Source organism: Mucilaginibacter sp. P2_D11 (genome assembly GCF_056404435.1).
Window position 1 is genome coordinate 1 of sequence record NZ_JBFUEA010000012.1, and the last position, 23,257, is coordinate 23,257.

At 45.5% G+C, this 23,257-nt stretch carries 17 protein-coding genes; 8 read left to right on the forward strand and 9 right to left on the reverse strand.

Translation table 11 applies throughout. The features are described 5' to 3' along the window. Positions 1-326: 326 nt before the first annotated feature. A complete protein-coding gene (locus AC1DXC_RS18705; protein WP_477460699.1) occupies positions 327-728 on the reverse strand; it encodes a hypothetical protein in 402 nt (133 codons plus the stop codon). A 91-nt stretch (positions 729-819) separates the two neighbouring features. Between AC1DXC_RS18705 and AC1DXC_RS18710 the strand changes: the two genes are divergently transcribed. Then, a complete protein-coding gene (locus AC1DXC_RS18710) occupies positions 820-2,523 on the forward strand; it encodes an alpha/beta hydrolase (RefSeq protein WP_477460700.1) in 1,704 nt (567 codons plus the stop codon). A gap of 12 nt (positions 2,524-2,535) precedes the next feature. On the opposite strand, the gene AC1DXC_RS18715 is transcribed toward AC1DXC_RS18710, so the two are convergent. From AC1DXC_RS18715 to AC1DXC_RS18725, 3 genes are all read right to left on the reverse strand, one after another. Continuing rightward, entirely contained in the window at positions 2,536-2,994 is a 459-nt protein-coding gene (locus AC1DXC_RS18715; RefSeq protein ID WP_477460701.1) for a hypothetical protein, read from the reverse strand. Positions 2,995-3,097: 103 nt separating this feature from the next. After that, positions 3,098-5,734 (reverse strand): carboxypeptidase-like regulatory domain-containing protein, encoded by a 2,637-nt coding sequence (locus tag AC1DXC_RS18720; RefSeq protein ID WP_477460702.1) that lies wholly within the window; start codon positions 5,732-5,734, stop codon positions 3,098-3,100. Next, complete coding sequence (locus tag AC1DXC_RS18725) at positions 5,731-6,651, reverse strand: GLPGLI family protein (protein ID WP_477460703.1); 921 nt, start codon at positions 6,649-6,651, stop codon at positions 5,731-5,733. The genes AC1DXC_RS18720 and AC1DXC_RS18725 overlap by 4 nt, the downstream gene beginning before the upstream one ends. Before the next feature lie 168 nt (positions 6,652-6,819). Between AC1DXC_RS18725 and AC1DXC_RS18730 the strand changes: the two genes are divergently transcribed. The 3 genes from AC1DXC_RS18730 (at position 6,820) to AC1DXC_RS18740 (ending at position 9,118) form a co-directional block, all read left to right on the forward strand. Continuing rightward, positions 6,820-7,992: a sensor histidine kinase gene (locus AC1DXC_RS18730; RefSeq protein ID WP_477460704.1), complete on the forward strand. Its 1,173-nt coding sequence runs from the start codon at positions 6,820-6,822 to the stop codon at positions 7,990-7,992. After that, positions 7,989-8,660 (forward strand): LytR/AlgR family response regulator transcription factor, encoded by a 672-nt coding sequence (locus tag AC1DXC_RS18735; RefSeq protein WP_477460705.1) that lies wholly within the window; start codon positions 7,989-7,991, stop codon positions 8,658-8,660. The genes AC1DXC_RS18730 and AC1DXC_RS18735 overlap by 4 nt, the downstream gene beginning before the upstream one ends. A gap of 161 nt (positions 8,661-8,821) precedes the next feature. Further along, positions 8,822-9,118, forward strand: coding sequence for a DUF6958 family protein (locus AC1DXC_RS18740; RefSeq protein WP_477460706.1), 297 nt, complete (start codon positions 8,822-8,824; stop codon positions 9,116-9,118). A 175-nt stretch (positions 9,119-9,293) separates the two neighbouring features. On the opposite strand, the gene AC1DXC_RS18745 is transcribed toward AC1DXC_RS18740, so the two are convergent. The 3 genes from AC1DXC_RS18745 to AC1DXC_RS18755 all read right to left on the reverse strand — a co-directional run bounded on the left by AC1DXC_RS18745 (position 9,294) and on the right by AC1DXC_RS18755 (position 11,853). Continuing rightward, on the reverse strand, positions 9,294-10,295 hold the full coding sequence (locus AC1DXC_RS18745) for an NADP-dependent oxidoreductase (RefSeq protein ID WP_477460707.1): 1,002 nt from the start codon (positions 10,293-10,295) through the stop codon (positions 9,294-9,296). Positions 10,296-10,328: 33 nt separating this feature from the next. Continuing rightward, positions 10,329-11,141: an SDR family NAD(P)-dependent oxidoreductase gene (locus AC1DXC_RS18750; protein ID WP_477460708.1), complete on the reverse strand. Its 813-nt coding sequence runs from the start codon at positions 11,139-11,141 to the stop codon at positions 10,329-10,331. 121 nt (positions 11,142-11,262) lie between these two features. Beyond that, complete coding sequence (locus tag AC1DXC_RS18755) at positions 11,263-11,853, reverse strand: TetR/AcrR family transcriptional regulator (RefSeq protein WP_477460709.1); 591 nt, start codon at positions 11,851-11,853, stop codon at positions 11,263-11,265. Positions 11,854-12,203: 350 nt separating this feature from the next. On the opposite strand from AC1DXC_RS18755, the gene AC1DXC_RS18760 reads away from it, so the two are divergent. The 4 genes from AC1DXC_RS18760 to AC1DXC_RS18775 all read left to right on the forward strand — a co-directional run bounded on the left by AC1DXC_RS18760 (position 12,204) and on the right by AC1DXC_RS18775 (position 21,049). Then, the gene (locus tag AC1DXC_RS18760; RefSeq protein WP_477460710.1) at positions 12,204-13,115 is read left to right on the forward strand and encodes a DUF4261 domain-containing protein; all 912 of its coding nucleotides are present in this window, start codon (positions 12,204-12,206) and stop codon (positions 13,113-13,115) included. Positions 13,116-13,732: 617 nt separating this feature from the next. Further along, positions 13,733-19,384 carry a HAMP domain-containing protein gene (locus tag AC1DXC_RS18765; protein ID WP_477460711.1) on the forward strand — a complete coding sequence of 1,884 codons (5,652 nt, stop codon included), beginning with the start codon at positions 13,733-13,735 and terminating at the stop codon, positions 19,382-19,384. A 23-nt stretch (positions 19,385-19,407) separates the two neighbouring features. After that, positions 19,408-20,625: a hybrid sensor histidine kinase/response regulator gene (locus tag AC1DXC_RS18770; protein ID WP_477460905.1), complete on the forward strand. Its 1,218-nt coding sequence runs from the start codon at positions 19,408-19,410 to the stop codon at positions 20,623-20,625. 31 nt (positions 20,626-20,656) lie between these two features. After that, positions 20,657-21,049: a response regulator gene (locus AC1DXC_RS18775; RefSeq protein WP_477460712.1), complete on the forward strand. Its 393-nt coding sequence runs from the start codon at positions 20,657-20,659 to the stop codon at positions 21,047-21,049. Between the two features lie 268 nt (positions 21,050-21,317). Here AC1DXC_RS18775 and AC1DXC_RS18780 read toward each other — a convergent pair whose 3' ends face one another. Both AC1DXC_RS18780 and AC1DXC_RS18785 read right to left on the reverse strand, forming a co-directional pair. After that, positions 21,318-22,103: an energy transducer TonB gene (locus tag AC1DXC_RS18780; RefSeq protein WP_477460713.1), complete on the reverse strand. Its 786-nt coding sequence runs from the start codon at positions 22,101-22,103 to the stop codon at positions 21,318-21,320. A gap of 229 nt (positions 22,104-22,332) precedes the next feature. After that, complete coding sequence (locus AC1DXC_RS18785; RefSeq protein WP_477460714.1) at positions 22,333-23,013, reverse strand: dioxygenase family protein; 681 nt, start codon at positions 23,011-23,013, stop codon at positions 22,333-22,335. Between the last annotated feature and the right edge of the window lie 244 nt (positions 23,014-23,257).

The window sequence follows — 23,257 nt, forward strand, 5'->3', positions numbered from 1 at the left end:
TGCGTAATGATCGATCTTAGTTGTAAGCGACAAATTTGCTATTAAGGCCTCGGGAATGAAGCCTAAGAGCTGTTTTACGGTGATACTATGATCTTTGAAAATGGCCATATCTCTTTGATTTACAGCATTAATATACTTAAAATCAACGATAAAAACAAATAAATAATTGACAATCAGATAGTTAAATAAAAAAAACAACACATCTCTAAACAAAAAAGTCGGAAGATTAATCTTCCGACCATTCGTGCCCAACCGGCGCCTTTTCCATTTTGAAAATTATTGAACATATATATAGAAGCCTCCATGGCTAGGAGACTGGTGGAGCCTCAGGGATTAGAATCAACCAATACGATTTTTACGTTGCCGCTGCCGGGGTTAGGGGTGGTTAAATTGCCGCTGTAGGCCTGGGCGTAAATGGTAAGCAAGCCGCGCTCGTGTATGTAGCTGTAGCTTACGCCGTTGAATACCTCGGGTATCTGTTCGTAAACACCATTGGTGAAGGATAGGTAAACCAGTACGCCGGCATTATCGTTGGCGTAGCTGTCCAGTTCGGGTACACTGATAGATTGTTTCCAGGTTTTGCCGTTATCAAGGGTTATCCAGCCGTTGGTGGTAACGCTTGTTTGGATGGTAAGGTTATTGTTGGGTGCAACTGAGTTATCCTTAACGCAGGATGATGCCGTCAATACAACGATTGCCAGGCATAAGATAGATAGAATTCGTTTCATATATTATTGTGGTGTTTATATCAGTAGGAATATTTTTAGGGCCGAAGGTTTAACAAGCCCGCAATTATTATATTTGGTAAAACCGCCCATCATGAAAAAGCTGCTTTACCTGCTGTTGCTCTTCGCCGTTTCTGCCCATGCCCAAACATTCAGGGTTACCATCGACCCGTCTTTGAAAGAGGCCGTGCTCGATGGCCGCCTATTGCTGCTGCTCTCGAATAATAACAAAGCCGAACCCCGTTTCCAGATTGGTGATAATGCGCAAACCCAGCAGGTTTTTGGCGTAGATGTGGAGAATTGGCAACCCGGTACCAGCCAATTGGTAGATGTGCAGGCCTTTGGCTACCCGGTAGAGCGGCTGAAAGACGTGCCCGCCGGCGATTATTACGTACAGGTATTGCTGCACAAATACGAAACCTTCCACCTTAAAACGGGTCAAACCGTAAAGCTGCCCATGGACAGGGGCGAGGGCCAGCACTGGAACATTGCGCCGGGTAACATTTACTCGCAGCCGGTAAAAATCCATATCAACCCAACGGCCAATAATGAAATTGCCCTCACCATCGATAAGATCATCCCGCCGATTGCCCAGGCGGCCGATACCAAATACATTAGGCACATTCGCATACAAAGCAAGCTGCTTACCGAATTTTGGGGCAGGCCGATGTACATCGGTGCCAATATTTTGCTACCTGGCGGTTTCGACGAGCACCCGAAGGTGAAGTACCCGCTGGCTATTTTCCATGGGCATTTCCCGGCTGATTTTGAGGGCTTCCGTACCGAAGTGCCCGACGCTAATTTAAAGCCCGATACCTCGGCCCGGTTCCATATCACGGGTTACAACCGTATAGAGCAGCAGGAAGCCTACGATTTTTACAGGCAGTGGACGGGCCCGAAGTTCCCGCGGGTATTGGCGGTAGAGATACAGCACGCCAATCCTTACTACGATGACTCGTACGCGGTTAACTCCGCAAACCTTGGCCCTTATGGCGATGCTATTACGTATGAGCTGATACCCGAGATAGAGAAACGTTTCAGGGGCATTGGCAAGGGCTGGGCAAGGTTTGTTTACGGCGGCTCTACAGGCGGCTGGGAAGCCCTGGCAGTGCAAGTGCTTTATCCCGATGAGTATAACGGCAGCTACGCCGCATGCCCCGACCCGGTGGACTTCCATCACTACACAACCATGAATATTTATGAGGATAAGAATGCTTATTTCCCCACCAGCGATTTTAAGAAAACGCCTCGCCCCGGCATGCGCGATTACCTTGGGCATGTATCGGCTACGCTGCAGGAAATAAACCAGCGCGAACTGGCCCTCGGCACCCGCAGCCGTAGTGGCGACCAGTTCGATATTTGGGAGGCCGTGTTTTCGCCCATGGATAAGGACGGCTACCCCAAACGTATTTATGATAAATACACAGGTGCTATAGATACCGCAGTAGCTGCTTATTGGAGGGATAACTTCGACCTTACCCACATCATTAAGCGCGACTGGCCCAAAATAGGCAACAAGCTGAAGGGGAAGATTCACATCTACGTAGGCGATATGGACAGCTATTACCTCAACAACGCAGTTTATACAGCCGAAGATATGCTGAAGAAGCTAAGCAACCCCACTTGCGGCTGCCAGGTAGACTACGGCGACCGCGCCGAGCACTGCTGGAACGGCGACCACACCCAGCCAAATTATATCAGCCGCCTGCGTTATCATCAAATGTTCATCAAAAAATGGGTTAGCGAAATTGCTTCGCGCGCGCCAAAGGGCGCAGATTTGAAGAGCTGGCGATATTAGGAGCGGCGATGTTCAGGTTGCCCAGCCCGGGCCTGTTTTTTCTATCACATCATCGTTGGTAACGATGTAATGCTCGTCTTGTTCGACAATTTGGATGGTATCGGTAATATTGCGGTGCATCTCCAGCAAATCGGTTAATACAATGGGGTTTAATACATTGTATTCGCGCCCCAATTTTAGAAGTGCAATGGCTCCCATTTCTAACGCTGCCCAAAAAAGTTGACGGTTAAGTTGAGTCAGGCCCCGCAAGTCGATACTCCTGAGTATCATTTCACCGCTTTCGTTGTAGAACAGGGCACCTCCCTCGTGGTCGCCTTCGTTAGGTACGCGCGTTTTCAGCCACGCCTGCAAAGCCGTGCCCCCATCTAAGCAATCCAGCTCCTTTATAGCAATCCTGATGACTTCGTCGTAGCCGGTCCACCTCACCGAGAAGTTTTTGCCATTTTCTAACGTAATGAAACCTAAAGCCATGCGGGTGCTAAATATTTTGTATGGCTAAAATGCTAAAAAGCCTTTAATAAGCGTTATGAAAACCCGATTTAAGTTACGCAAACATGCAAGACCTGGTAAACTATCAGATGTTGAACAGTGCCTTAATCATTATTATTCGCCCCGGCAGCTTATATGAGCTGGCTGTTAGTGCATTGGCAGAAAGGTAAAGCGCGTTGTAAGTTTTTACGTTCCCGAAATTTACAGCGCTGAGTTCGAAGTCAGTTTTCCATTTCATCGACCTGAATTTTACGTATGCATCTGCAAAAAAATATTTCAGATTGGGGTTGCCCTGCTGGCGGGTAAAATAATGTTCTCCGGATAACCTGAATTGCAGGGCATCTGAAGGGTCGTAGTTAATTGATGCCTGCTGTAGCAGCTGCTGTATGCGATGAGCCGATGCCGCCATTGAAGAATGGCTGGCCATTTGGGTTAGGGTGGCTTTGTAGCTAAAATTTACCGTGCCGCTTAGCTTGGTATCGGCACTCAAATTAAATGTTTCGGTTGTGCTGTTGAAGGGTAGCAACACATTATTCTGCAACAGTACAGAGCGGCTGCTTTGCCAGGTTATGGCGCTGCTGAAGGTAGTACTCAGCGCAAAGGAATATTTGCTGATGGAGCCGCTCAGTATCCACGAATCGGTACTGTTTGGATAAGGAAGCATAACCCCTTGCTGCAGGTTATTGGTGATTATGCTCGATGCGATGTTGTTAGAAGCCGTACGGCTGTAGAGCGCGCCCACGCTCCAAAATAACAGGGTTATCGCTTTGCGGTAGCTAAAACTACCGCCAATCTGCTGCATCTGCTTTTCGTTTAAGGGGGCATTGTTGGCTTGCAGCGTGCGGTAATCGGTAAGGATATAGCCCGGGTAAACATCCGCGATAGTACCGATGATATTGCGATAACTGTAATTAAAGTTGAGAAAGTTTTCTGCGCTTACCTGGTATTTCATGCTCAGCTGCGGATCGATATAATAGTGCTTCAGGTTCTTGCCTGAATAGTCGATCTGCTGGTACGTAAACGGTATGGCCAGGTGCGCTTTTAAAAACTCTCCGGGGAAATCGTACGATGCTTCGGCATAGATTTTTTTCCGGGTCCAGTCGAATTGATTGCGCGCACTGTCTGACAATAAATTAACGCTGTTGTTGTTTTGTACCACGTTCAGTTCAGAGGTCAGTTTTTGCGATTGCACGCTAAAGCCTGTGCGGTAGCTTTGGGTAAACAGGCCCGACGGGAGCCGGAACGCCATATAATTGTTGGTGTACCAACTGGGTATATTAACCTTTTGCACCAGCTGGGCGTAAGGCACATTGTTATTGAATATAGCCGCATTATACCCCGGATCAATCGACAGCTTTTCCGGCTCAGCAGAATGGCTGATATATGAATATGCCTGGATCATATGGCCCGACTTTAATGCTTGGATCAAATTGAGCTCATTTGAAAAGTTTAATAAATGATCCTGAAATAGCTGGTTAACCGGGGTGTTGTTTGTGGTTAGTGCAGAATAGCTGGCCGTATTTTGATGATCCAGCAGCAAGGCATCGTTCAGGTAATAGTTCGGGCGGTTCAAGTTCAGGGTAAACTGGGCGTGAAAGATATCAGGTACGCTGCGGTTGTGCTGTACCTCGTTGTACCTGATGGTATCGCCGGGCACGTATATGGTGCTTTGCTGGCTATACTCCTGCTTTTGCGTGTCGTGCACATAATAGGCATTAACCCTTAACTGCACATCGTTTTTGAGGTTGACGAGGTTGTTGATATTGAGGATGCCCGAGCGGTCGAATAAATACCGGTTTTGAGCGAGTTGCGGCGTGTTTGCGGCACCCAGCGAAAGCAGCGTTGCAGGCAATGCATTATCTATCTGTCGGTTGTATTCGCCCAGGTTATGCGATGCCAGGTCCTGCTGCACATCATAACCGGTATTGTTGCCCGCCAGGTAATTGATCGCTTTATAATTATGCTTAAACATCATGGCGTTCAAATTCACGTCGTAATTGCCCGGCAGCCCGGCACCGATGCTTTCCTGGCCCATCACATGCAGCTTTGCGCCCTTTTTGAAAGTAAGGTTCAGCGCCACATCCTCACTAGGCACCTTGTTTTGCAATACCCTGATCGGCTGGTTATTTTGGAGCACCTGCACCTGGTTTACCGCGCCTTGCGGGATGCTGTTGGAGGCAATGCTGTATTTATCGTCGAGCAGGTTATCGCCGTCGATATACAGCGCCGAGATGGGCTTATTATTATAACTGATGGTGCCGTTGGCGGCAACGGATACGCCCGGCAGCTTCCTGATAACCTCGCCTATGGTACGATCCTGCGGGTTGGCGAACTCAGATACTTTGTAGCTGAGCGTATCGCCATTGGTCTTTAAAAACGGGCGGTTGCTTTTGATTACCACTTCCTTTAACTCGTTTATTGCAGCCGCCAGCGTGAAATCCACAGCCGAATTTAACCCTGCAATATTTTTGATTGCTGCCTGATATCCGAAGCTCCGCACCTCAATGGTTAAGCTGTCCTTAACGCCTGCAGGTACTTGCAACATAAAGCCGCCTTTGCTGTCGGTTTGCGTGTAGACCACTATGGCGGTGCTGCGCTTTAGGTTTATTGTGGCAAAAGGAACCGCCTTACCAGCGGTATCCTTCACCGTACCCCTAATCGTTTGGCCGTAAATGCTAACGGGAAATAGGATGGCCGTCAGTATGAGCAACAGCTTACTCATTTCTTTTCCGGTAGTTCTATCGGGTTATTAGTTACCGGGCCGCGGGGGGCCGGGCCTGGTGCAATCCTGATGTTGTCAGTCTTAACGCCGGCCGCGCGATTGCCCGCCACCATCGCTTGCCCCACGGCGTTTGGGTTCTTCTTAATGGCTGCCTGTAGTTCGTCGAATTCTTTTTGCGTGGCTTTGATAGCCCTGGCCGGCGGCGCTATCAGATTGGGGTTATCATCCAAACCCCGCAATATCGGCGGCAAATCCTTATCGGGTACGCCTGCGCCGCCTATGGGTTTTACTTCTGCAAAAACCACTTTTTCCAATCCTTCAAACTGAAAGATTACTTCGTTTTTGGTATCATGGGCATCTACTATCACGCCCGGCAGGCCGTTCAGTTTCCAAGGGCCGACAGGTAACGGCAAATCAGGGCAAAACCATACGATGTAATCGCGGCCCTTAAAATGGCCGGTAGCTTTCTGGCAATGCAAACCGCCGAATGATGCCGTGTCGCTGCTTATCTGCCAGCTAATCGTCGGCATAGGGCCATCAACCAGGTACTCATTAATGGCCAGGTTGTCTTTAGTGAGCATTTTTTTGGCATTGGGGTATTGGTAATATTGCGTGCGCGAGCCCACGCCGCGTCGGTTTATACGCGGTTGCCCGTCCGGACTGCTGGCTACAGCGGCGGCCCAGGCATTCCTGAACTGCTGGTCTGCTATGAAGCCATCATAGCTTTTATAAGCGCTGGCGTTTTTGCCTACCAATAGTGCCATGTTTTCGGTGTAGGGATGCGCCCGGTCGGTGGTGTCCCCGATATGCGTAAATTTGTAATGGACAAGCACCCGCGCTGTGTCGGGCTTTTGGGCTTTGGCGGCCATAAACACCATTAACAAGGTGGTGGCCAGTAGTAATTGCTTCTTCATCATTCTTGATTTTTATGCAATACTATTTTCGGTACAGCGCTTCCTGAAAACTTTGGTGCCAACAAGGGTTAAGTGTGGCCAAAGCGGGGTTATTTGTTATCCCGGGATTTCAAAAATCCGGCGTTCGTACCAAATATTTCCCGAGGAGCGGCAGTCCGCTATATTTGTTCTATGCTTAAGAAAAGACTTTGGATAGAAATACTGCTGCACGTGTTGTTTTGGGTGGGCGTTTTTTTTGTGCTTACCTCATTGAATAGTTCTCACATACACATATGGGCTAAAAACGCTCGTATGGTGAGCGACCAGTTTGATGAAACCAACATCTCCGCGTACGTGTATTTGATATGGTTGTTCCTGGCGGTGCTGTTTTATGGCAATATCTTTTGGGTATTCCCCAAAGCGCTTAGATATAAGCGCGCTATTGTTAGCGTGGCTATTTGCGCCGCATGGTTTATCCTGATCTTTGGCGCGAACTACCTTGCGGCTGGTACCTTATTCGACCAGGCCAACCCAACTGTAGAACCACCGCCCCGACCGACCCCCAATGTCCTTGAAAAACAATATCACCCTAAGCTCGACCCCCAGATAAGACGAGATATTCCCCGCGGGCCCGATCCGAATAGTGTTGGCACCATTAACTTCATGATTCGCGACTGGCAGCACCTGCAACCGGTAATACTCATTGCTTTCCTGGTGATACTGGGGATATCGTTCGCTTACTTCTCCCTGAAGCAATGGGCCAAAAGCGAGATTATCCAGTTGAGCACAGAGAACAAATTCCTGCGCTCGCAGGTGAACCCGCACTTCCTGTTCAATACGCTCAACAACCTGTTCTCGATGGCACAGGCCAAAGGGAACGATGAACTGGCCGATGGCATTTCCAAGCTTTCGGGCATGATGCGCTATATGCTTTATGACAGCAATGCAGAAAGCGTTTTGCTCGGCACAGAGATTACGTACCTGGAAGAATGCATTACACTGAACAAACTGCGTTATGCCGACGAAGAGGCTACCGTAAGGTTCGATTATCCTGCGCAGGCCAATGGTGTCAGCATCGCGCCCATGCTGTTCGTTCCTTTCGTAGAAAATGCTTTCAAGCATGGGGTGGTCATTGGGCAAACCACAGCCATAACAGTCTCTATGCAGTTATCCGGAAAAACGCTGATATTTACCTGCGATAACGCGAACCATAACGCAATCAGGAAGATGGCTGGAGAAAAAAGTGGTATCGGGTTGGAAAATGTAAAACGACGGCTCGAATTGCTGTACCCCGGCAAGCATCGGCTGCACCTTTCCGAAACGGAGGAAAAATTTAGTGTGAACCTTGAAATTACCCTTGGATGATCAGCTGTATTGCTATTGACGATGAGCCGAAGGCGCTGGAAGTGATTGAGCGGTATTGCGGTAAAACCAGCCAAGTGAGCCTGAAGGCCTCCTTCCGCGAACCGGTAAAGGCTATCGAGTACCTGCAGCGCGAAAAGGTGGATTTGATTTTCTTGGATATCAACATGCCCGATATCAGCGGTATGGCTTTGCTCCAAACCTTATCACACAGGCCGTTGGTGATTTTTACCACAGCCTATAGCCATTATGCGGTAGAAAGCTATGAACTGAACGCGCTTGACTATCTGCTCAAGCCCATCACTTTCGAACGTTTCCTCATCGCCATAAATAAAGCCGCGGCCGCCCTGCCTTCCGAAGAAAGCACCATCTTCTTTAAAAGCGGGCCGCAAACCCACCAGGTTAAAGTAGCTGATATCCTTTATTTCGAAAAGGACGGCAATTACCTTACTGTCCATCTGAAGGATAAGCAGATCCTCATCCGCGAAAACATGAACAATGTTTTTGATATGGTGCCGGCCGCGGACTTTTTGCGGGTGCATAAGTCTTATGTGGTAGCCATCAGGCACATCACCATGATCGAAGTGCACCAATTAATTGCCGGGGGCGAAAAGATCTCCATCGGCAGCAGTTACCGCGAAGCGTTGCGCATGCGATTGCGGATGAGCTAATTTAGCGCGGGCAGGAAAATGGTCACCAGGAATTACGTAGCCGATGTAACGCATAAAACCTCTCGCGATCCATGCTGGTCCAAATAACAGTTTATTCATTCTTTTGCAAGTGTTCGCTTATTTGCCGAACTTCCTATTTATTTACAACCATCTTCAAAAGCATGAAAGACGCTAAAATCCAAACCTTACATCCCGATGCTGATAAAACAAACAAGCTTATTTCGTTGGAAAAATATGAAGTAATCAGGTCTGCTATTTTGGATATCCTGCAACAAGGGCCATTAAGTCATACCGACCTGATGGAAGCAATCCACCAGCACATAAACGGCCATTTTTCTGGAAATGCGCAATGGTACGGCGAAACCGTGAAACTCGATCTGGAAGCCAGGTGCCTCATACGACGAAGCAAAACCAAGCCACCCTTATACAGTTTGGTTTTACAGGATGATGCCGGATAAATAGAGGTCAAAACGAAAAGCCTCTCAGATTTCTCTAAGAGGCTTTCTTTTCGTGGTGGCAACTGTGCAAGTCTCGAACTACTTCCTGCGTGATTTGCGCCTAATACAGGTTAGACTGAAAACAATTTGGTTCAAATCGCATCCAATAATTTATATCTTTTTAATCAACAATAATTTATTTCATTTTTACAACTACTTTTCCTTTTGCGCGACCGCTTTCAACATATGCGATCGCTTCGTTGATCGACTCGAATGAGAAAACCTTGTCTATAACGGGTATTATATTGCCGGAGTTTATTAGAGAGGTGATTTCCTTTAACTGATTTCTGTTGGCTTTCATAAAAAGAAAAGAAAAGTACACTTTAAGCCGTTTTGCTTTCTTTCTTATTCCGGAACTCAGGAGGCGAATTATTAATTTCAGGAACCAGGATGCTCCGATCTCTTCCGCAAAATCGGAGTCTGGCGGGCCGGAGATCGAGATGATTTTGCCTCCTGGTTTTAACACGCGTAACGACTTTTCGAGTGTTTTCTGGTCTTGACTATTTAAAACCAAATCGTAATCTCTTAAAACCTCCTCAAAGTCGTTTTTTTTGTAGTCAATAATCACATCAGCCCCCAGGCTTTTCACTAAACCAATATTAGCTGCGCTGGTAGTTGTAGCCACAGTAGCGCCCAGGTATTTCGCCAACTGAATAGCAAACGTGCCTACGCCACCAGAGCCTGCCTGGATGAATACTTTATCCCCTTTCTTCACCTTTCCCTTTTCGATTAGTGCTTGCCAGGCGGTTAAGCCCACCACCGGGATAGATGCCGCTTCTACCATGCTTAGCTTGTTTGGCTTGATTGCTAAGTCAGCTTCATTAATAGCTATGAATTCTGCAAAAGTTCCAATGCGGTGATCTGCCGGCCGCGCATAAACTTCATCCCCAACTTTAAATTGTTTCACCGCCGTACCTACCTTAGTTATAACACCTGCTACGTCGTGCCCCAAAACGAATGGTGTTTTGTACGGCAAAATGAGTTTGAACTCTCCTTTCCTTATTTTAGAATCCAGCAGGTTTATACCGGCAGCATGCACTTCTACCAACACCTCGTCCGCTTTCAGTTCCGGAACAGCTATTTGCCCAATGCGCCCGCCATCCTTGCTTTTATATTTGTCTATAATGAATGCTTTCATTTTTTTATGTATAATGAGAATATTTTGTTAATTCTATTTTGAAGCGTTAACCGATTTCAGAATGGATTTCTCGAACACCTTATAGGAAAAATGTTGAAGCAAGAGTACGATTGATGACCCTTTTCCTACAGGGTAACTAAATTTTGGATTTTTTTCCTTCATTGCTTGCAGTACAGTAGCAACAACCGGCGCCGGTTCGGGTGCCTTATCCAATGTGCTTTTGGTATAGGCAGTGACCTTTTGCCGAAACGGGTTATAATCAGTGATATTTCCTGCTGCAACAGTTCCACCTTCGCCGATACTGGTTTTAAAACTCATCGGCTCAATCATGACAACTTTGATGTTAAACTGGTTTACTTCAAACCGAAGTGATTTGAAATAACCTTCGAGGGCATGTTTAGAGGCCGCGTAATAGGACACATACGGGAGCCCAACTAAACCCAGCAGGGAGCCAAGTGTAATTATTTTCCCATGTTTTTGCCTCCTAAAGTAGGGCAACAATTGGTTAGTTAATTTGATCGTTCCCCAAAAATTGGTCTCAAATTGCTGTTTACCTAACTCAATTGTGGTTTCTTCGGCAAGTCCGTTTAATAGGTAACCTGCGTTGTTAATCAGCACATCTAAAGTTTTGATCTCATTGAACAGCTGCTTGCCGAATGACGCTATGGAATGGTCATCATTCAAATCTAATGGCAGTAACTTAAATGGTAATTTTGCCTGGTGTTTTTCCGGATTCCGGCTTGTACCGATTACCTCGTAACCATTTTCGTGGAGCTTGCCGGCCACAAGCAGCCCGATGCCCGATGAGGCACCTGTTACTAACACTGTTTTTCCTTTTAATTGCATGATTTTTTATTTTAGACTTTTTAGTATATTTTATTATAATTCTTTATGTACTTAAGTATTGAGCTTTTTTGGCGAATCAGGATATAAAATATACTAAAAAGTATATTTTATATCAGAAAATTCACAACGCATAACTTTCTAACTCTTCTTTAAGGCTCTTGAGTAAACCAGTCATGGGTTTTGCAGTGTTCATGGCCCTACACATCACAACTGCACCTTCAACCGCAGCCACCGCCTTGAATGCATAAACAGCCGGATCGAGTTTGTCAGAGAATTCACCGCCTGCTATTCCCTGATTTAAAATACTAACAAACAACTCCTGTCCTTGTCGAATGATTCTCGCTATCTTTTCTTTAATGACGGGAAAGCTATCGTCAGATTCCACAGCCATATTTAACACAGGGCATCCGCCTTTAAGGTGGGTATTCAACGGGTCTTTATAAAAATCGAGATAAGCAAACACCTTAGCCTTGGCTGTTTTGCCCTTGCTGATAGTTGATAACATTTTCTCGCCGTTGGTATTCAGCATAAAATCAACAACCTGGAGGGCTAAATCCTCCTTGTTCTCAAAATGGCCATAAAGGCATCCTTTGGTCAGTTTGGCGGCAGCAAGTACGTCGTCTATATTAGCGCCGGATATCCCTTTTTGGTTAAAAATAGGGGCTGCCGTTTCTATGATGAATTGTTTTGTTCTTTCGGCTTTACTAAGCATGATTACGATTATCTTCGATGCAAAAATATACTAAAAAGTTTATTTTGGACTGATGAATCGATAAACTGACTGTTTATGACCCTAAAATGATTTTTATATAAAGTTTATTGTTGTGGGCAAAAGCACTGAACAAAGGATAAATTTTCATCTTGTTCAGTTACTTCGTGGCTGCTAAGGTTGAACCTGGGACACAAAGATTTTACTTTCTCTTGTGGAGGGAGGGGATATTACTTAAACCTGATCTTTCCGAAGCTTCCTCCAATTGGCAACTTTCGAACCAATTCCCGGAGTGAGTTGCACCGAATAGCAGACTTACATTTATAGTTTACTGGTTCAAATCACAAAACATTTTGATATATTCACTTGCCAGGTATTGCGTCGGTGAAGATTTAGATTTAATGTTAAAAGTTGTAATGGGACTATTCAATTTATTTAAGAAAAGCTCAACGGTAGCCCAAAATGAAGAGGCTAAAGACTTAGAAAATGGCCCTGAGGCGTTGATGTTCAAACTTCGTTTTTTAGAAAAACCTGAACTAGATATTGACGCAATTTCAACGGAGGTAAAGCAATACTTTACGGATTTTAAGCACTCTGAAGAGGAAAGTGTTTTCCTTTTTTCGTTCCCCGATTTTGAAGTGACCCTAATTGATGCAACGGGCCCGGCCCAATGTGCCGTTATTGTAAACGACGTTGCTGAATTACCTGAGGTGGCCTTTCAGCAAAATTGGCATTGGGACAGCGCAAATGAAACGGCAAAGAAATGCAAATATGAAGTTTTAGTTACCGACATGTTATCGCGAACGCTTCCGTATAAGCAACGATTAAAGCTCATTATGAATTTTTTAGTCGCGGTAGTCAAAGCGCTCGACCCAGATGTAGTTTATTCGATGCCCGGACAGAAAATAATTAACCCTCAGGAACTGATAAACAAATGGAGTCAATCGGAACCCGAGTTATTATATGGTATTTGTAACGTAAGGCTTTACAATATAACCGGAGGCGACAAAGAAGAACTTTTGATGGATACGATTGGCCTAAATTCACTTGGGTTGCCCGATTTTCAGATGAGGTTTTCTATTTTCGAAGCGCCCGTGATTGCCAATTTACTATGGAATAATGCTTACTACATCTACGAGCAAGGAGATATAATTGAAAATGGGAATACAATCGAAGGAATAGAAAACGGATCAAAATGGAAATGTGAAAAAACTATTGCACTGTGGACGCCTGAGAGAGTGGTTTTAGATATTCAAGCCAATTAAGAAACCGTAAGTAAAAAATCAGAAGCACTTATGTCAATAAAACCTCTCAGATTTCTTTAAAAGGCTTTTTTGTGGCTGCTGTACAAATTTCGAACTATTTTCGGTCTGATTGCGTTTAATCGCCGATTTGGATTTATAAATTTCATTCCAACATTGGAAGGATACCATAAAACTCATGTCATAAATTAAAGGTTAAACAATGATATTTTGCTTATCACATAAAGTCAATTTATTTAATAAGCATTATTCGTTCTTTCTCGCCGTGGATCGGTTATTGTGACGGCGATACCCATTGAACAGCAGCAAAGATGTCTCATGACAAGGGTGTAGATTTAGCGGCACCACCAGCGTTCAGCAGGTAATTACTGGAATCACATTTTACCTTAGAAAAAAAGCTTTTTTTTCTAAACATTTTCAAACACACATTGTTTGAAGAAACATTATATTGTTAAAACTCCCCGGACAACGCACATTTTCTTATAAGTAAATATATAATTAAATTTATAATTTAGGCACAACCATGAAATGGTATGTTAGCGCTCTTGCTGTTTAATTTTAATACTTAGTATCTGCTTTATTGAAAAAACTTTACTATCACAATTTATAAACCTAACTGTATGAAAGAAGATCTTTTAAATGAAGTTCTTGCCGGTACCCGGGTGATTAATGAGCACCAGACCGATGCGATTGATGTCAAGGAATTGCTCAAGGTATTGTCTCTGGTCAAAAATGGCAGATTGGATGTTCGAATGCCGGTTACGCAGGCGGGCATCAACGGCCGTATTTGCGAAGTGCTGAACGATATTATTGACATGAACGAGCGTTTTGTTGCCGAGATATCTTCGGCAGAAAGAACTATCGGTAAGCGCGGTAATCTGTCCAAACGCATTGAACTTTCTGATGCCAAAGGTGAATGGGCTAATGGCGTCAGTTCGCTAAACAACCTGATAGAAGACCTCACTTCCCCCACGCTGGAGATCGCAGGCATGATCAACTCTGTAGCAAACGGCGATTTATCTAAACATATTCCCCTGGAAATTAAGGGACACCCGCTAAAAGGAGAATTCCTGCGCATTGCTAAAGAATCTAACCAGATGCTATCCAAACTGCAATTGTTTTCGATGGAGGTAACGCGCGTGGCACGGCAGGTAGGTTCGGAAGGCAAGCTGGGCGAACAAGCCAAAATAAAAGGCGTGGCCGGCGTATGGGCTGAATTAACAGATTCGGTGAACCAAATGGCAGGCAACCTGACCGCCCAGGTGCGAAACGTAGCGGCAGTAACTACTGCCGTAGCCAAAGGCGACCTTTCGCGTAAAATCACGGTAGAGGCCAAAGGCGAGATATTGGAACTCAAGAACACCATTAATACAATGGTAGATCAGCTAAACTCTTTTTCTTCGGAAGTAACGCGTGTGGCGTTGGAAGTAGGTACCGAAGGTAAGCTGGGGGGCCAGGCCAAAGTGCCGGGCGTTGCGGGCACGTGGAAGGATTTAACTGACTCGGTAAACAGGATGGCGGGTAACTTAACTTCGCAGGTGCGGAATATAGCTGGCGTAACTACGGCAGTGGCAAACGGAGACTTGTCCAAAAAAATCACCGTGGATGTAAAAGGCGAAATGCTGGAACTGAAGAAAACTATCAATACCATGGTTGATCAGCTCAACTCCTTTGCCTCAGAAGTAACGCGTGTGGCGCTGGAAGTAGGTACTGAAGGTAAACTGGGCGGACAGGCGCGGGTGAAAGGGGTAGGTGGTGTGTGGAAAGACCTCACCGACTCGGTAAATCAGATGGGCAGTAACCTCACCGACCAGGTACGAAATATAGCCTGGGTAACAACGGCGGTGGCTAAGGGCGATCTTTCCCGAAAGATCACGGTAGATGCTAAAGGTGAGTTATTGGAGCTAAAGAACACCATCAATACCATGGTTGACCAGCTCAACTCGTTTTCTTTTGAAGTAACCCGTGTGGCGCGCGAGGTGGGTTCGGAAGGGCAGTTAGGCGGCCAGGCGAATGTGCCGGGTGTGGGTGGCACCTGGAAGGATTTGACCGACTCTGTGAACCAGATGGCAGGTAATCTCACCGGCCAGGTGCGTAACATCGCCGAAGTAACTACGGCAGTGGCGAAGGGAGACTTGTCTAAGAAAATCACAGTGGATGTACAGGGCGAAATGCTTGAACTCAAGATCACCATCAATACCATGGTTGATCAGCTGAATTCCTTTGGCTCGGAAGTAACCCGCGTGGCGCGTGAGGTGGGTTCTGAAGGGCAGCTGGGCGGCCAGGCAAATGTACCTGGCGTAGGGGGTACCTGGAAGGATTTAACCGACTCGGTAAATAAAATGGCAGATAACCTGACTTCGCAGGTGCGTAATATAGCAGAAGTAACTACCGCAGTAGCCAAAGGCGACCTTTCCCGAAAGATCACGGTAAATGCCAAAGGCGAATTGCTGGAATTGAAGGATACGATCAACACCATGGTGGATCAGTTGAGAGGTTTTGCCTCCGAAGTTACCCGTGTGGCGCGTGAGGTAGGTTCAGAAGGGCAATTGGGCGGCCAGGCGAATGTACCGGGTGTAGATGGCACCTGGAAGGATTTGACCGACTCGGTAAATAAAATGGCCGGTAACTTAACCGCCCAGTTAAGAAATATTGCGGATGTATCCATCGCGATAGCGAATGGAGACTTATCCAAAAAAATCACGGTGGATGTGCGTGGCGAGATCCTTCAATTGAAGGAAACCATTAATACGATGGTGGATCAGCTGCGTGGTTTTGCATCCGAGGTAACGCGTGTGGCACGTGAAGTAGGTACCGATGGTAACCTTGGCGGCCAGGCATTTGTGCCGGGTGTTGCCGGAACCTGGAAGGATCTAACGGATTCAGTAAACCAGATGTCGAGTAATCTTACATCGCAGGTGCGAAACATTGCCGAAGTAACGAAAGCAGTGGCGAGCGGTGACCTCTCAAAAACGGTAATCATCGATGTAAAGGGGGAGATAATGGATTTGAAGAACACCATTAATACGATGGTGGATCAGCTGAATTCCTTCGCATCAGAAGTAACCCGCGTAGCGCGTGAAGTAGGTACCGAAGGCAAGTTGGGCGGCCAGGCGCACGTAAAAGGTGTAGGTGGTACCTGGAAGGACCTAACGGATTCGGTAAACCAGATGGCCTCCAATTTAACCGGGCAGATTCGTGGTATCGCGAAAGTAGCCACTGGTATCGCCAAAGGCAATTTGAAACAGCGCTTATCAATTAATGCTTTGGGTGAGGTAGCCCAATTAACGGATACGATTAACGAAATGATTGATACGCTGGCGGTATTTGCGGATGAGGTAACCACCGTGGCGCGTGAGGTTGGTGTACAAGGGCGCTTAGGCGGCCAGGCCAGTGTACCGGGCGCTTCAGGCACCTGGAAGGATTTAACGGAGAACGTGAACCAGCTGGCGCAAAACCTAACGGTACAGGTACGTTCAATATCCGAAGTGGCTTCGGCAGTAACCAAAGGCGATTTAACCCGTACTATCCGTGTGGATGCTAAAGGTGAGCTGGAAGCTTTAAAAGATACCATTAACCAGATGATTGCTAACCTGAAAGGCACTACTTTGCGTAACCACGAACAGGATTGGCTCAAATCCAATCTGGCCAAATTTGCACAGATGCTACAGGGCCAGCGCGACAGGAATGCGGTGGCCAATAAGGTATTATCCGAATTGGCCGAACTGGTAAACGCCCGATACGGCGCTTTCTACATCTTAGAGCAACCTGAACTATCGGATGAACCAAAATTGAAATTATTTGCCGGTTACGCGCAAAAAAGCCGGAAGCTGATTGACCAGGAGTTTTCGCTCAATGAGGGGCTGGTAGGGCAATGTGCCACCGATAAGGAGCGTATCAGGCTATCTAATGTACCGAACGAATACCTGCAGATCAGTTCGGGCATAGGCAGTGCTGCGCCAATTGATTTGGTGATCTTGCCGGTATTGTTTGAAAACAATATCAAGGCAGTTATTGAGCTGGCTTCCTTTGAGAATTTCAGCGACACCCACATCGACTTTTTGGACCAGCTGACCGAAAGTATAGGTATCGTATTGAACAACATCGAAACCAATACCCGCACCGAAGAGCTGTTGGCACAATCGCAATCCCTGGCCAGTGAGCTCTCATCCCAGCAAGAAGAGTTAAGGCGCGCGAATGACGAATTGCATGATAAAGGCCGCTCTTTGGAAGAAAAAGCGGAGCAGCTAACCCTCACCTCTAAGTATAAATCGGAATTCCTGGCTAATATGTCGCATGAATTGCGTACCCCTCTGAATAGTTTACTGATACTGGCACAGCAGCTTTTTGAAAATCCGGAAGGTAATCTGACCGAGAAGCAACGGATGTTTGCCAAAACCATCCATTCCTGCGGGGATGACCTGATCCAGTTGATCAACGATATCCTCGACTTATCCAAAATAGAGTCGGGCGTGATTGCGGCAGACGTTATGCCGGTTAGTTTTAAAGAGATCACCGCTTTCGCCGAATCTACTTTTAAACCGATTTCTGAAGCCAAGAATCTTAAATTCGAGATTGAGATGGAGGATGGGTTGCCCGAACTGATGGAGACGGATATGCAGCGCCTGAACCAAATATTGAAGAACCTGCTATCTAATGCGTTCAAGTTTACCGAAAAAGGGCGGGTGAAGCTGGGTATTTTCAGGCCGGCACCCGGGCAGGAAAATCCGCTTAGCCCAAATGATTCTGTCATTGCCTTTTCTATCGAAGACTCAGGCATCGGCATTTCCAAAAATACGCAGGGTATTATCTTCGAGGCCTTCCAACAGGCCGAAGGTTCCACCAGCCGGAAATATGGTGGTACCGGCCTGGGGCTGTCTATCAGCAAAGGCTTTGCCGAGCTGTTAGGTGGCACCATTACAGTAGGTAGCGAACTGGGCAAGGGCAGTACCTTTACGCTTTTCCTGCCGCTCAAATATAAAGAAGAAAAATCGGCACAGGTTAAAGCAAAAGAAGCTTACCCCGTGGCGCATATACGAACCAACCTGATTGATAGTGCTGAACTGGCCATTGACGATGACCGTCATAACATTGTGGCGGAAGACAAAGTACTGTTGGTGATAGAGGATGACCTGCGCTTTACCAAGATCCTGATCGATAAGGCGCATGATCTTAACCTGAAGGTGGTCGTCGCGATCAGCTATCTGGAAATATTCGATAGTATCATTAAGTATAGCCCCGTTGCAATTACGCTGGATGTGAACATGCCCGAATCAAACGGCTGGAAGATACTGAAGCTTATAAAAGCAGACATTAATTTGAGGCACATCCCCGTACATGTCATATCGGGCGAAGATAATAAGCTCATGGCTTTGAAGTCGGGGGCCAGATCATTCAGTCTCAAACCGCTGTCCAATACTTCGCTGGATGAACTGATCTCCGGAATCGTTAACTTCCACCAGCAGGCCAAGAGAAAAGTATTGGTAATAGAGGATAACGAAGAAGAACTAAAGCGCGTATCAGAACTATTGACTAACGACCAAATAGAAATATTTAGTGCAACTACCGCCAAAAAAGCGCTGTCGGTACTGAAAAAAGATTTGTTTGATTGTATCGTGCTGGATTATGTGCTGCCGGATGCCAACGGTATGGAACTGCTACATAAGATTAATTCGCTGAAACAGGCGCAAACCAAGATCTTACTGCATTCCGCGCGTGATTTTACCCAAGACGAACTCATCCAGCTGAAACGGTTGAATCATAAGATCATTACCAAGACGGCTTCATCCCACCTCTACCTCCTCGAAGAGATTCTCGTGTTGCTGCATATCGATAAAAAATATATCAGCGAAAGTAAGCTGAAGATGATTAACAGCGTGCGGGATACCAAAGATGTTCTGGACAACAAAAAGGTGCTCGTTGTGGACGACGATGTCCGAAATCTGTTTGCCCTTACAGCCGTTTTTGAACGGTCAAAGATCGATGTAATAACCGCGGAAAGTGGCCGGGAGGCGCTGGAGATACTGAACAAGGATAAAGGCATTGATATCGTGTTGATGGATATCATGATGCCCGAGATGGATGGTTATGAAACAATTCAGATGATAAGGAAGGAACAGCGAAATAAAAGCCTGCCCATTATTGCTGTAACCGCCAAGGCGATGATCGGCGACCGGCAGAAATGTATTTCATCCGGCGCTTCTGATTATATCACCAAGCCAGTAAAAACAGACCAGTTATTAGCCCTGATGCGGGTTTGGCTGATCAAGTAATATTACACATAGCCCAATGCATGATGCGAGAAGAACCTGTGATTAAGATACTCCTGGTAGATGACAATGAGAATAACCTGCTTTCTATGGAGGTTGTGCTTGAAAAGGAAAAATATGCTTTTTCTAAAGCTACCTCCGGTAGGGAGGCGCTGCGGATATTATTGAAGGACGATGATTTTAGCTTGATTCTGCTGGATGTAAAGATGCCGATCATGGATGGCTACGAAACTGCCGAACTGATCTATCAACGGGATAAGTTGCGACATATCCCGATCATTTTTATTACCGCGCATGATTACGAGGAAGCCGCCATATTTAAAGGCTACAAGGCCGGTGCGGTGGATTTTATCCGTAAACCCTTTAATCCTGAAATGTTGCGGTCGAAGGCGGCTGTTTTTACCGACCTCTATCGTAAAAATCAATTGCTGCAAAGGCAGGAGGAAAAAATGCAGGCTATAAACCAGGACCTGATCCAACTAAACCAGGGTTTGGAACAGCGGGTTTTGGAGCGTACGATCGAGCTGGAGAGCCTCAACCAGGAGTTAAAGGCACTAAACTTGTCTAAGGATAAATTTTTGTCGGTGATCTCGCATGATCTGCGTAACCCGCTCACAGCACTGCTGGCCTCCTCCGAAAATCTAACCAGGAATGCTGAAACATTGCAGCCAGAAAAGATCAAGATGTTCGCGGGTATTATACAGCGAACATCCCATAAAATATTAGACCAGCTGAATGAATTGGTGGAATGGGCTAAGGAGCAACGCGAGAAGATAAATTTTGACCCCCAGGAACTGCACCTTCGCCGATGCATCAATGAATCGTTGGATCTGCTCCGGGAAATTGCGCAGCAAAAGGAACTAAGCCTGGAAAATCAGACGTCAGATGAACTGTATATTCACGCGGATGCACTAATGTTCCGCTCTATCTTACAAAACCTGGTTACTAACGCCATTAAATACACCCCGGCTGGCGGAGTGGTATCAGTAAGCGCTTCCGTAGTCGATGGCATGGTGGAGATATGTGTACAAGATACCGGAGTGGGTATGACGCAACAAACCCGGGCGATGCTTTTTGGAAATGCCAGCGCCGCTTCGCTGTTAGGTACCGCCAAAGAAAGAGGCAGTGGGCTTGGGCTATTACTGGTTAAAGATTTTGTTTACACGCATGGTGGCATGATCAGGGTCGACAGCGAATTGAAGAAAGGAACTTGTTTCCGTTTCACAATGCCAAAAATGAGGTAAGAGACGCTTTATCATTAATGATGTTTAGTTTATGACGCATTTTCAAAACAGAACGGTTGCGATTTTTGATGATGATGAAGATATACTCGCTATCTGTTCCTATATCCTTACCGAACTGGGTTGGACAGTACACGCTTTTAATGATTGCAACGATATTTTAAACAAACTGGCCGGTGTTCGGCCTGGCGTTATCTTCATGGATAATTGGATACCCGATGAGGGCGGGATCGTAGCAACACGCGTGCTAAAGGGTTCTGCCGATTTTAGGGATACGCCGGTAGTTTACTTTTCTGCCAACAGCGACATTGAAATATTGGCTCAACGTGCTGGTGCTGATGCTTACCTGGCGAAGCCTTTCGATATAGATGCACTTGAAAAAATGATCGCTAAAGTACAAAGGATCGATATGGCCGGATTGGGTTAATGAGGCCCCCTAAAAAAACGGTTTTGACGGATTAGAACATCGAACTAATCAATGAAACTGTGAGTGCTATTTTGTTGCTGTATCCACAGAGAAATTGGGTTGGTTTACACCAGGTTGATTTATAAAACCAAGCCAACGGGATTATCACGGATCGAGCACAGAAAAAGCCTCTAATCTTTCGACTAAAGGCTTTTTTATTTTGTGGTGAAGAGTAGTTTAATTATCATAAACCAATACTTATGCAAACAAGTATTGGTTTTATGATTGTCTACAAATTAAATTTCATCGGGATCGTATAAGAACAGTTTACTGCTTGTTCGCTTTGCATTCCAGGTATAAAGGCAGGACAATTACGCATTACTCGTAAAGCCTCCTCACTAAGGTCGTCATTAGGTGAACTTAAAACCATCAAATCAGTAAGCGAACCGTCTTTTCTTACTACAAAGGTCATAGCCACTGTGCCTTGTATGCCTTTGGCCTTAGCTGTTTTTGGATATACTATATATTTTTTAAAATATTCCGTTAATGCTTTAAATCCTCCCGGAAAAGACGGGGGCGATTGCACCGCGGCGAAGACCTTATCGGTGTTATTTGGATCACGAAGCTGCATTGGTGTAAAAGCAAAACCAATAGATTGTGCAGTCGGGTCATCCCAATGGACTTTCCCAAACCTTACTCCTACCACATAGTCCAATGATACACGGTGGCCATTGGCCTGAGCTGGCTTGATGGCCGGCAATGAATTCAAAAGGTGTAATACACTGCTATCTACAATCGGCGAAAAGCTTTTGACCAAACGTACATCATTTACTTGGCCATTGCTATCAATATGCATGCATGCTACGGCGTAATCAGGAGAATTGGAAGGTAGATTACCGGGTACAGCTATTTTTCCAGATATATAGTCACTTAGAAAACTGTCCTCCACGCGAGGTTGAAGTTCGTAGTTGATGTTGGATAATTTACCGAGTTTCGTAATTACCGAGTCTTGTTGCTGTGCTTTAGTGAAGCATGCCATTAATAAAAGTACAATTGATAATAAGGTTTTTTTCATTGAATTTACCGGTTGCTTACGCTTATTTGTATGTAGCCGGTAAAGACAAAAATAAAAAAAGCCCTCAGATTATTTCTGAAGGCTTACAAAACTTCTTGTGACATAGAGAGCATGTAGTCTTTTTTGTCCTATCAGTTGGGATCGAACGAGCGACAAGGGATTTCTGCTTCGTGTTTTTGAGTAAAGTAGTGTAAAGTAAAATATCGATCCTTTACCACTTTTGTTTTAACTATGCTACTGTAATTGTTTTAAATAAGGTGTAGCCATCGGTATTATTTCCTGTAATTGAATCAGCCATGTTTCCGTTTAGGCTATCTGAAAATATACTGTCCTGTGTGTTTGAGGTATCGGGAGCTCCGTTGTAACCATTTGTTGCATAAATCGCCGTGTAAGTGGAAACCGGAAAGGCAATTTGCGTTACTAAAAGTGAGCTTCCGCCCGGTGTTAATATTTCAACATGAATGTGTGGTGCTCTGCCCGGATACCAACCGGGGAATATGCTCAGGAACGACACCTGTCCATTTGTATTTGTGGTTTGCCTGCCGCGTAAATAATTCGCACTAGTTTGACTTGCATATTGAGAGTATAATCCGTCTTTATCACATTGCCAAACATCCACAAGTACGTTTGCAAGCGGAGCACAACCATTGCTTTGGTCATGTATAGTTAGGGTCATTAAAAGAGCAATACCTGTTCTGTCTCCAATGATACTTGCTCTTACATATTGAGCTGGAGTTTGTATGGGGAATGGCCCTTTGGTTTCGGTTGGCGAAATAGTACAATTACCACCGCCCGAAGTACCCGGATCGGTTGCATCTTCATCTTTTGAACAAGACGAAATAACAGTAGGTAATGCTATAATAGAACCTAACCCCCAAAGACTTTTCGTTAAAAAATGTTTTCTTTTCAAAGCTTTAATTTTCTATGTAGATATTAGTTTTTAAAACATGGGGTGTGGGTTGGCAGAAGTATCAGGAGCAGCCTGTATTACGTCCCAATGTTCAGCTATTTTGTTGTTTTCAACTCTGAAGAATTCCGCAATAGCTGATTATGCAAAGGTGCGACTACCCAATGCATAAAAATATTGAACAAGTTCAATAAATGGAATTTGCTTTATTTGTTGTGGATGAGTTTTTTACTTACAAACTCATGGC

Excerpts from the sequence above, each read along its gene's own strand:
- AC1DXC_RS18705 (WP_477460699.1), bottom strand. The coding sequence starts at position 728 with ATGAAACGAATTCTATCTATCTTATGCCTGGCAATCGTTGTATTGACG.
- AC1DXC_RS18710 (WP_477460700.1), top strand. The coding sequence starts at position 820 with ATGAAAAAGCTGCTTTACCTGCTGTTGCTCTTCGCCGTTTCTGCCCAT.
- AC1DXC_RS18715 (WP_477460701.1), bottom strand. The coding sequence starts at position 2,994 with ATGGCTTTAGGTTTCATTACGTTAGAAAATGGCAAAAACTTCTCGGTG.
- AC1DXC_RS18720 (WP_477460702.1), bottom strand. The coding sequence starts at position 5,734 with ATGAGTAAGCTGTTGCTCATACTGACGGCCATCCTATTTCCCGTTAGC.
- AC1DXC_RS18725 (WP_477460703.1), bottom strand. The coding sequence starts at position 6,651 with ATGATGAAGAAGCAATTACTACTGGCCACCACCTTGTTAATGGTGTTT.
- AC1DXC_RS18730 (WP_477460704.1), top strand. The coding sequence starts at position 6,820 with ATGCTTAAGAAAAGACTTTGGATAGAAATACTGCTGCACGTGTTGTTT.
- AC1DXC_RS18735 (WP_477460705.1), top strand. The coding sequence starts at position 7,989 with ATGATCAGCTGTATTGCTATTGACGATGAGCCGAAGGCGCTGGAAGTG.
- AC1DXC_RS18740 (WP_477460706.1), top strand. The coding sequence starts at position 8,822 with ATGAAAGACGCTAAAATCCAAACCTTACATCCCGATGCTGATAAAACA.
- AC1DXC_RS18745 (WP_477460707.1), bottom strand. The coding sequence starts at position 10,295 with ATGAAAGCATTCATTATAGACAAATATAAAAGCAAGGATGGCGGGCGC.
- AC1DXC_RS18750 (WP_477460708.1), bottom strand. The coding sequence starts at position 11,141 with ATGCAATTAAAAGGAAAAACAGTGTTAGTAACAGGTGCCTCATCGGGC.
- AC1DXC_RS18755 (WP_477460709.1), bottom strand. The coding sequence starts at position 11,853 with ATGCTTAGTAAAGCCGAAAGAACAAAACAATTCATCATAGAAACGGCA.
- AC1DXC_RS18765 (WP_477460711.1), top strand. The coding sequence starts at position 13,733 with ATGAAAGAAGATCTTTTAAATGAAGTTCTTGCCGGTACCCGGGTGATT.
- AC1DXC_RS18770 (WP_477460905.1), top strand. The coding sequence starts at position 19,408 with ATGCGAGAAGAACCTGTGATTAAGATACTCCTGGTAGATGACAATGAG.
- AC1DXC_RS18775 (WP_477460712.1), top strand. The coding sequence starts at position 20,657 with ATGACGCATTTTCAAAACAGAACGGTTGCGATTTTTGATGATGATGAA.
- AC1DXC_RS18780 (WP_477460713.1), bottom strand. The coding sequence starts at position 22,103 with ATGAAAAAAACCTTATTATCAATTGTACTTTTATTAATGGCATGCTTC.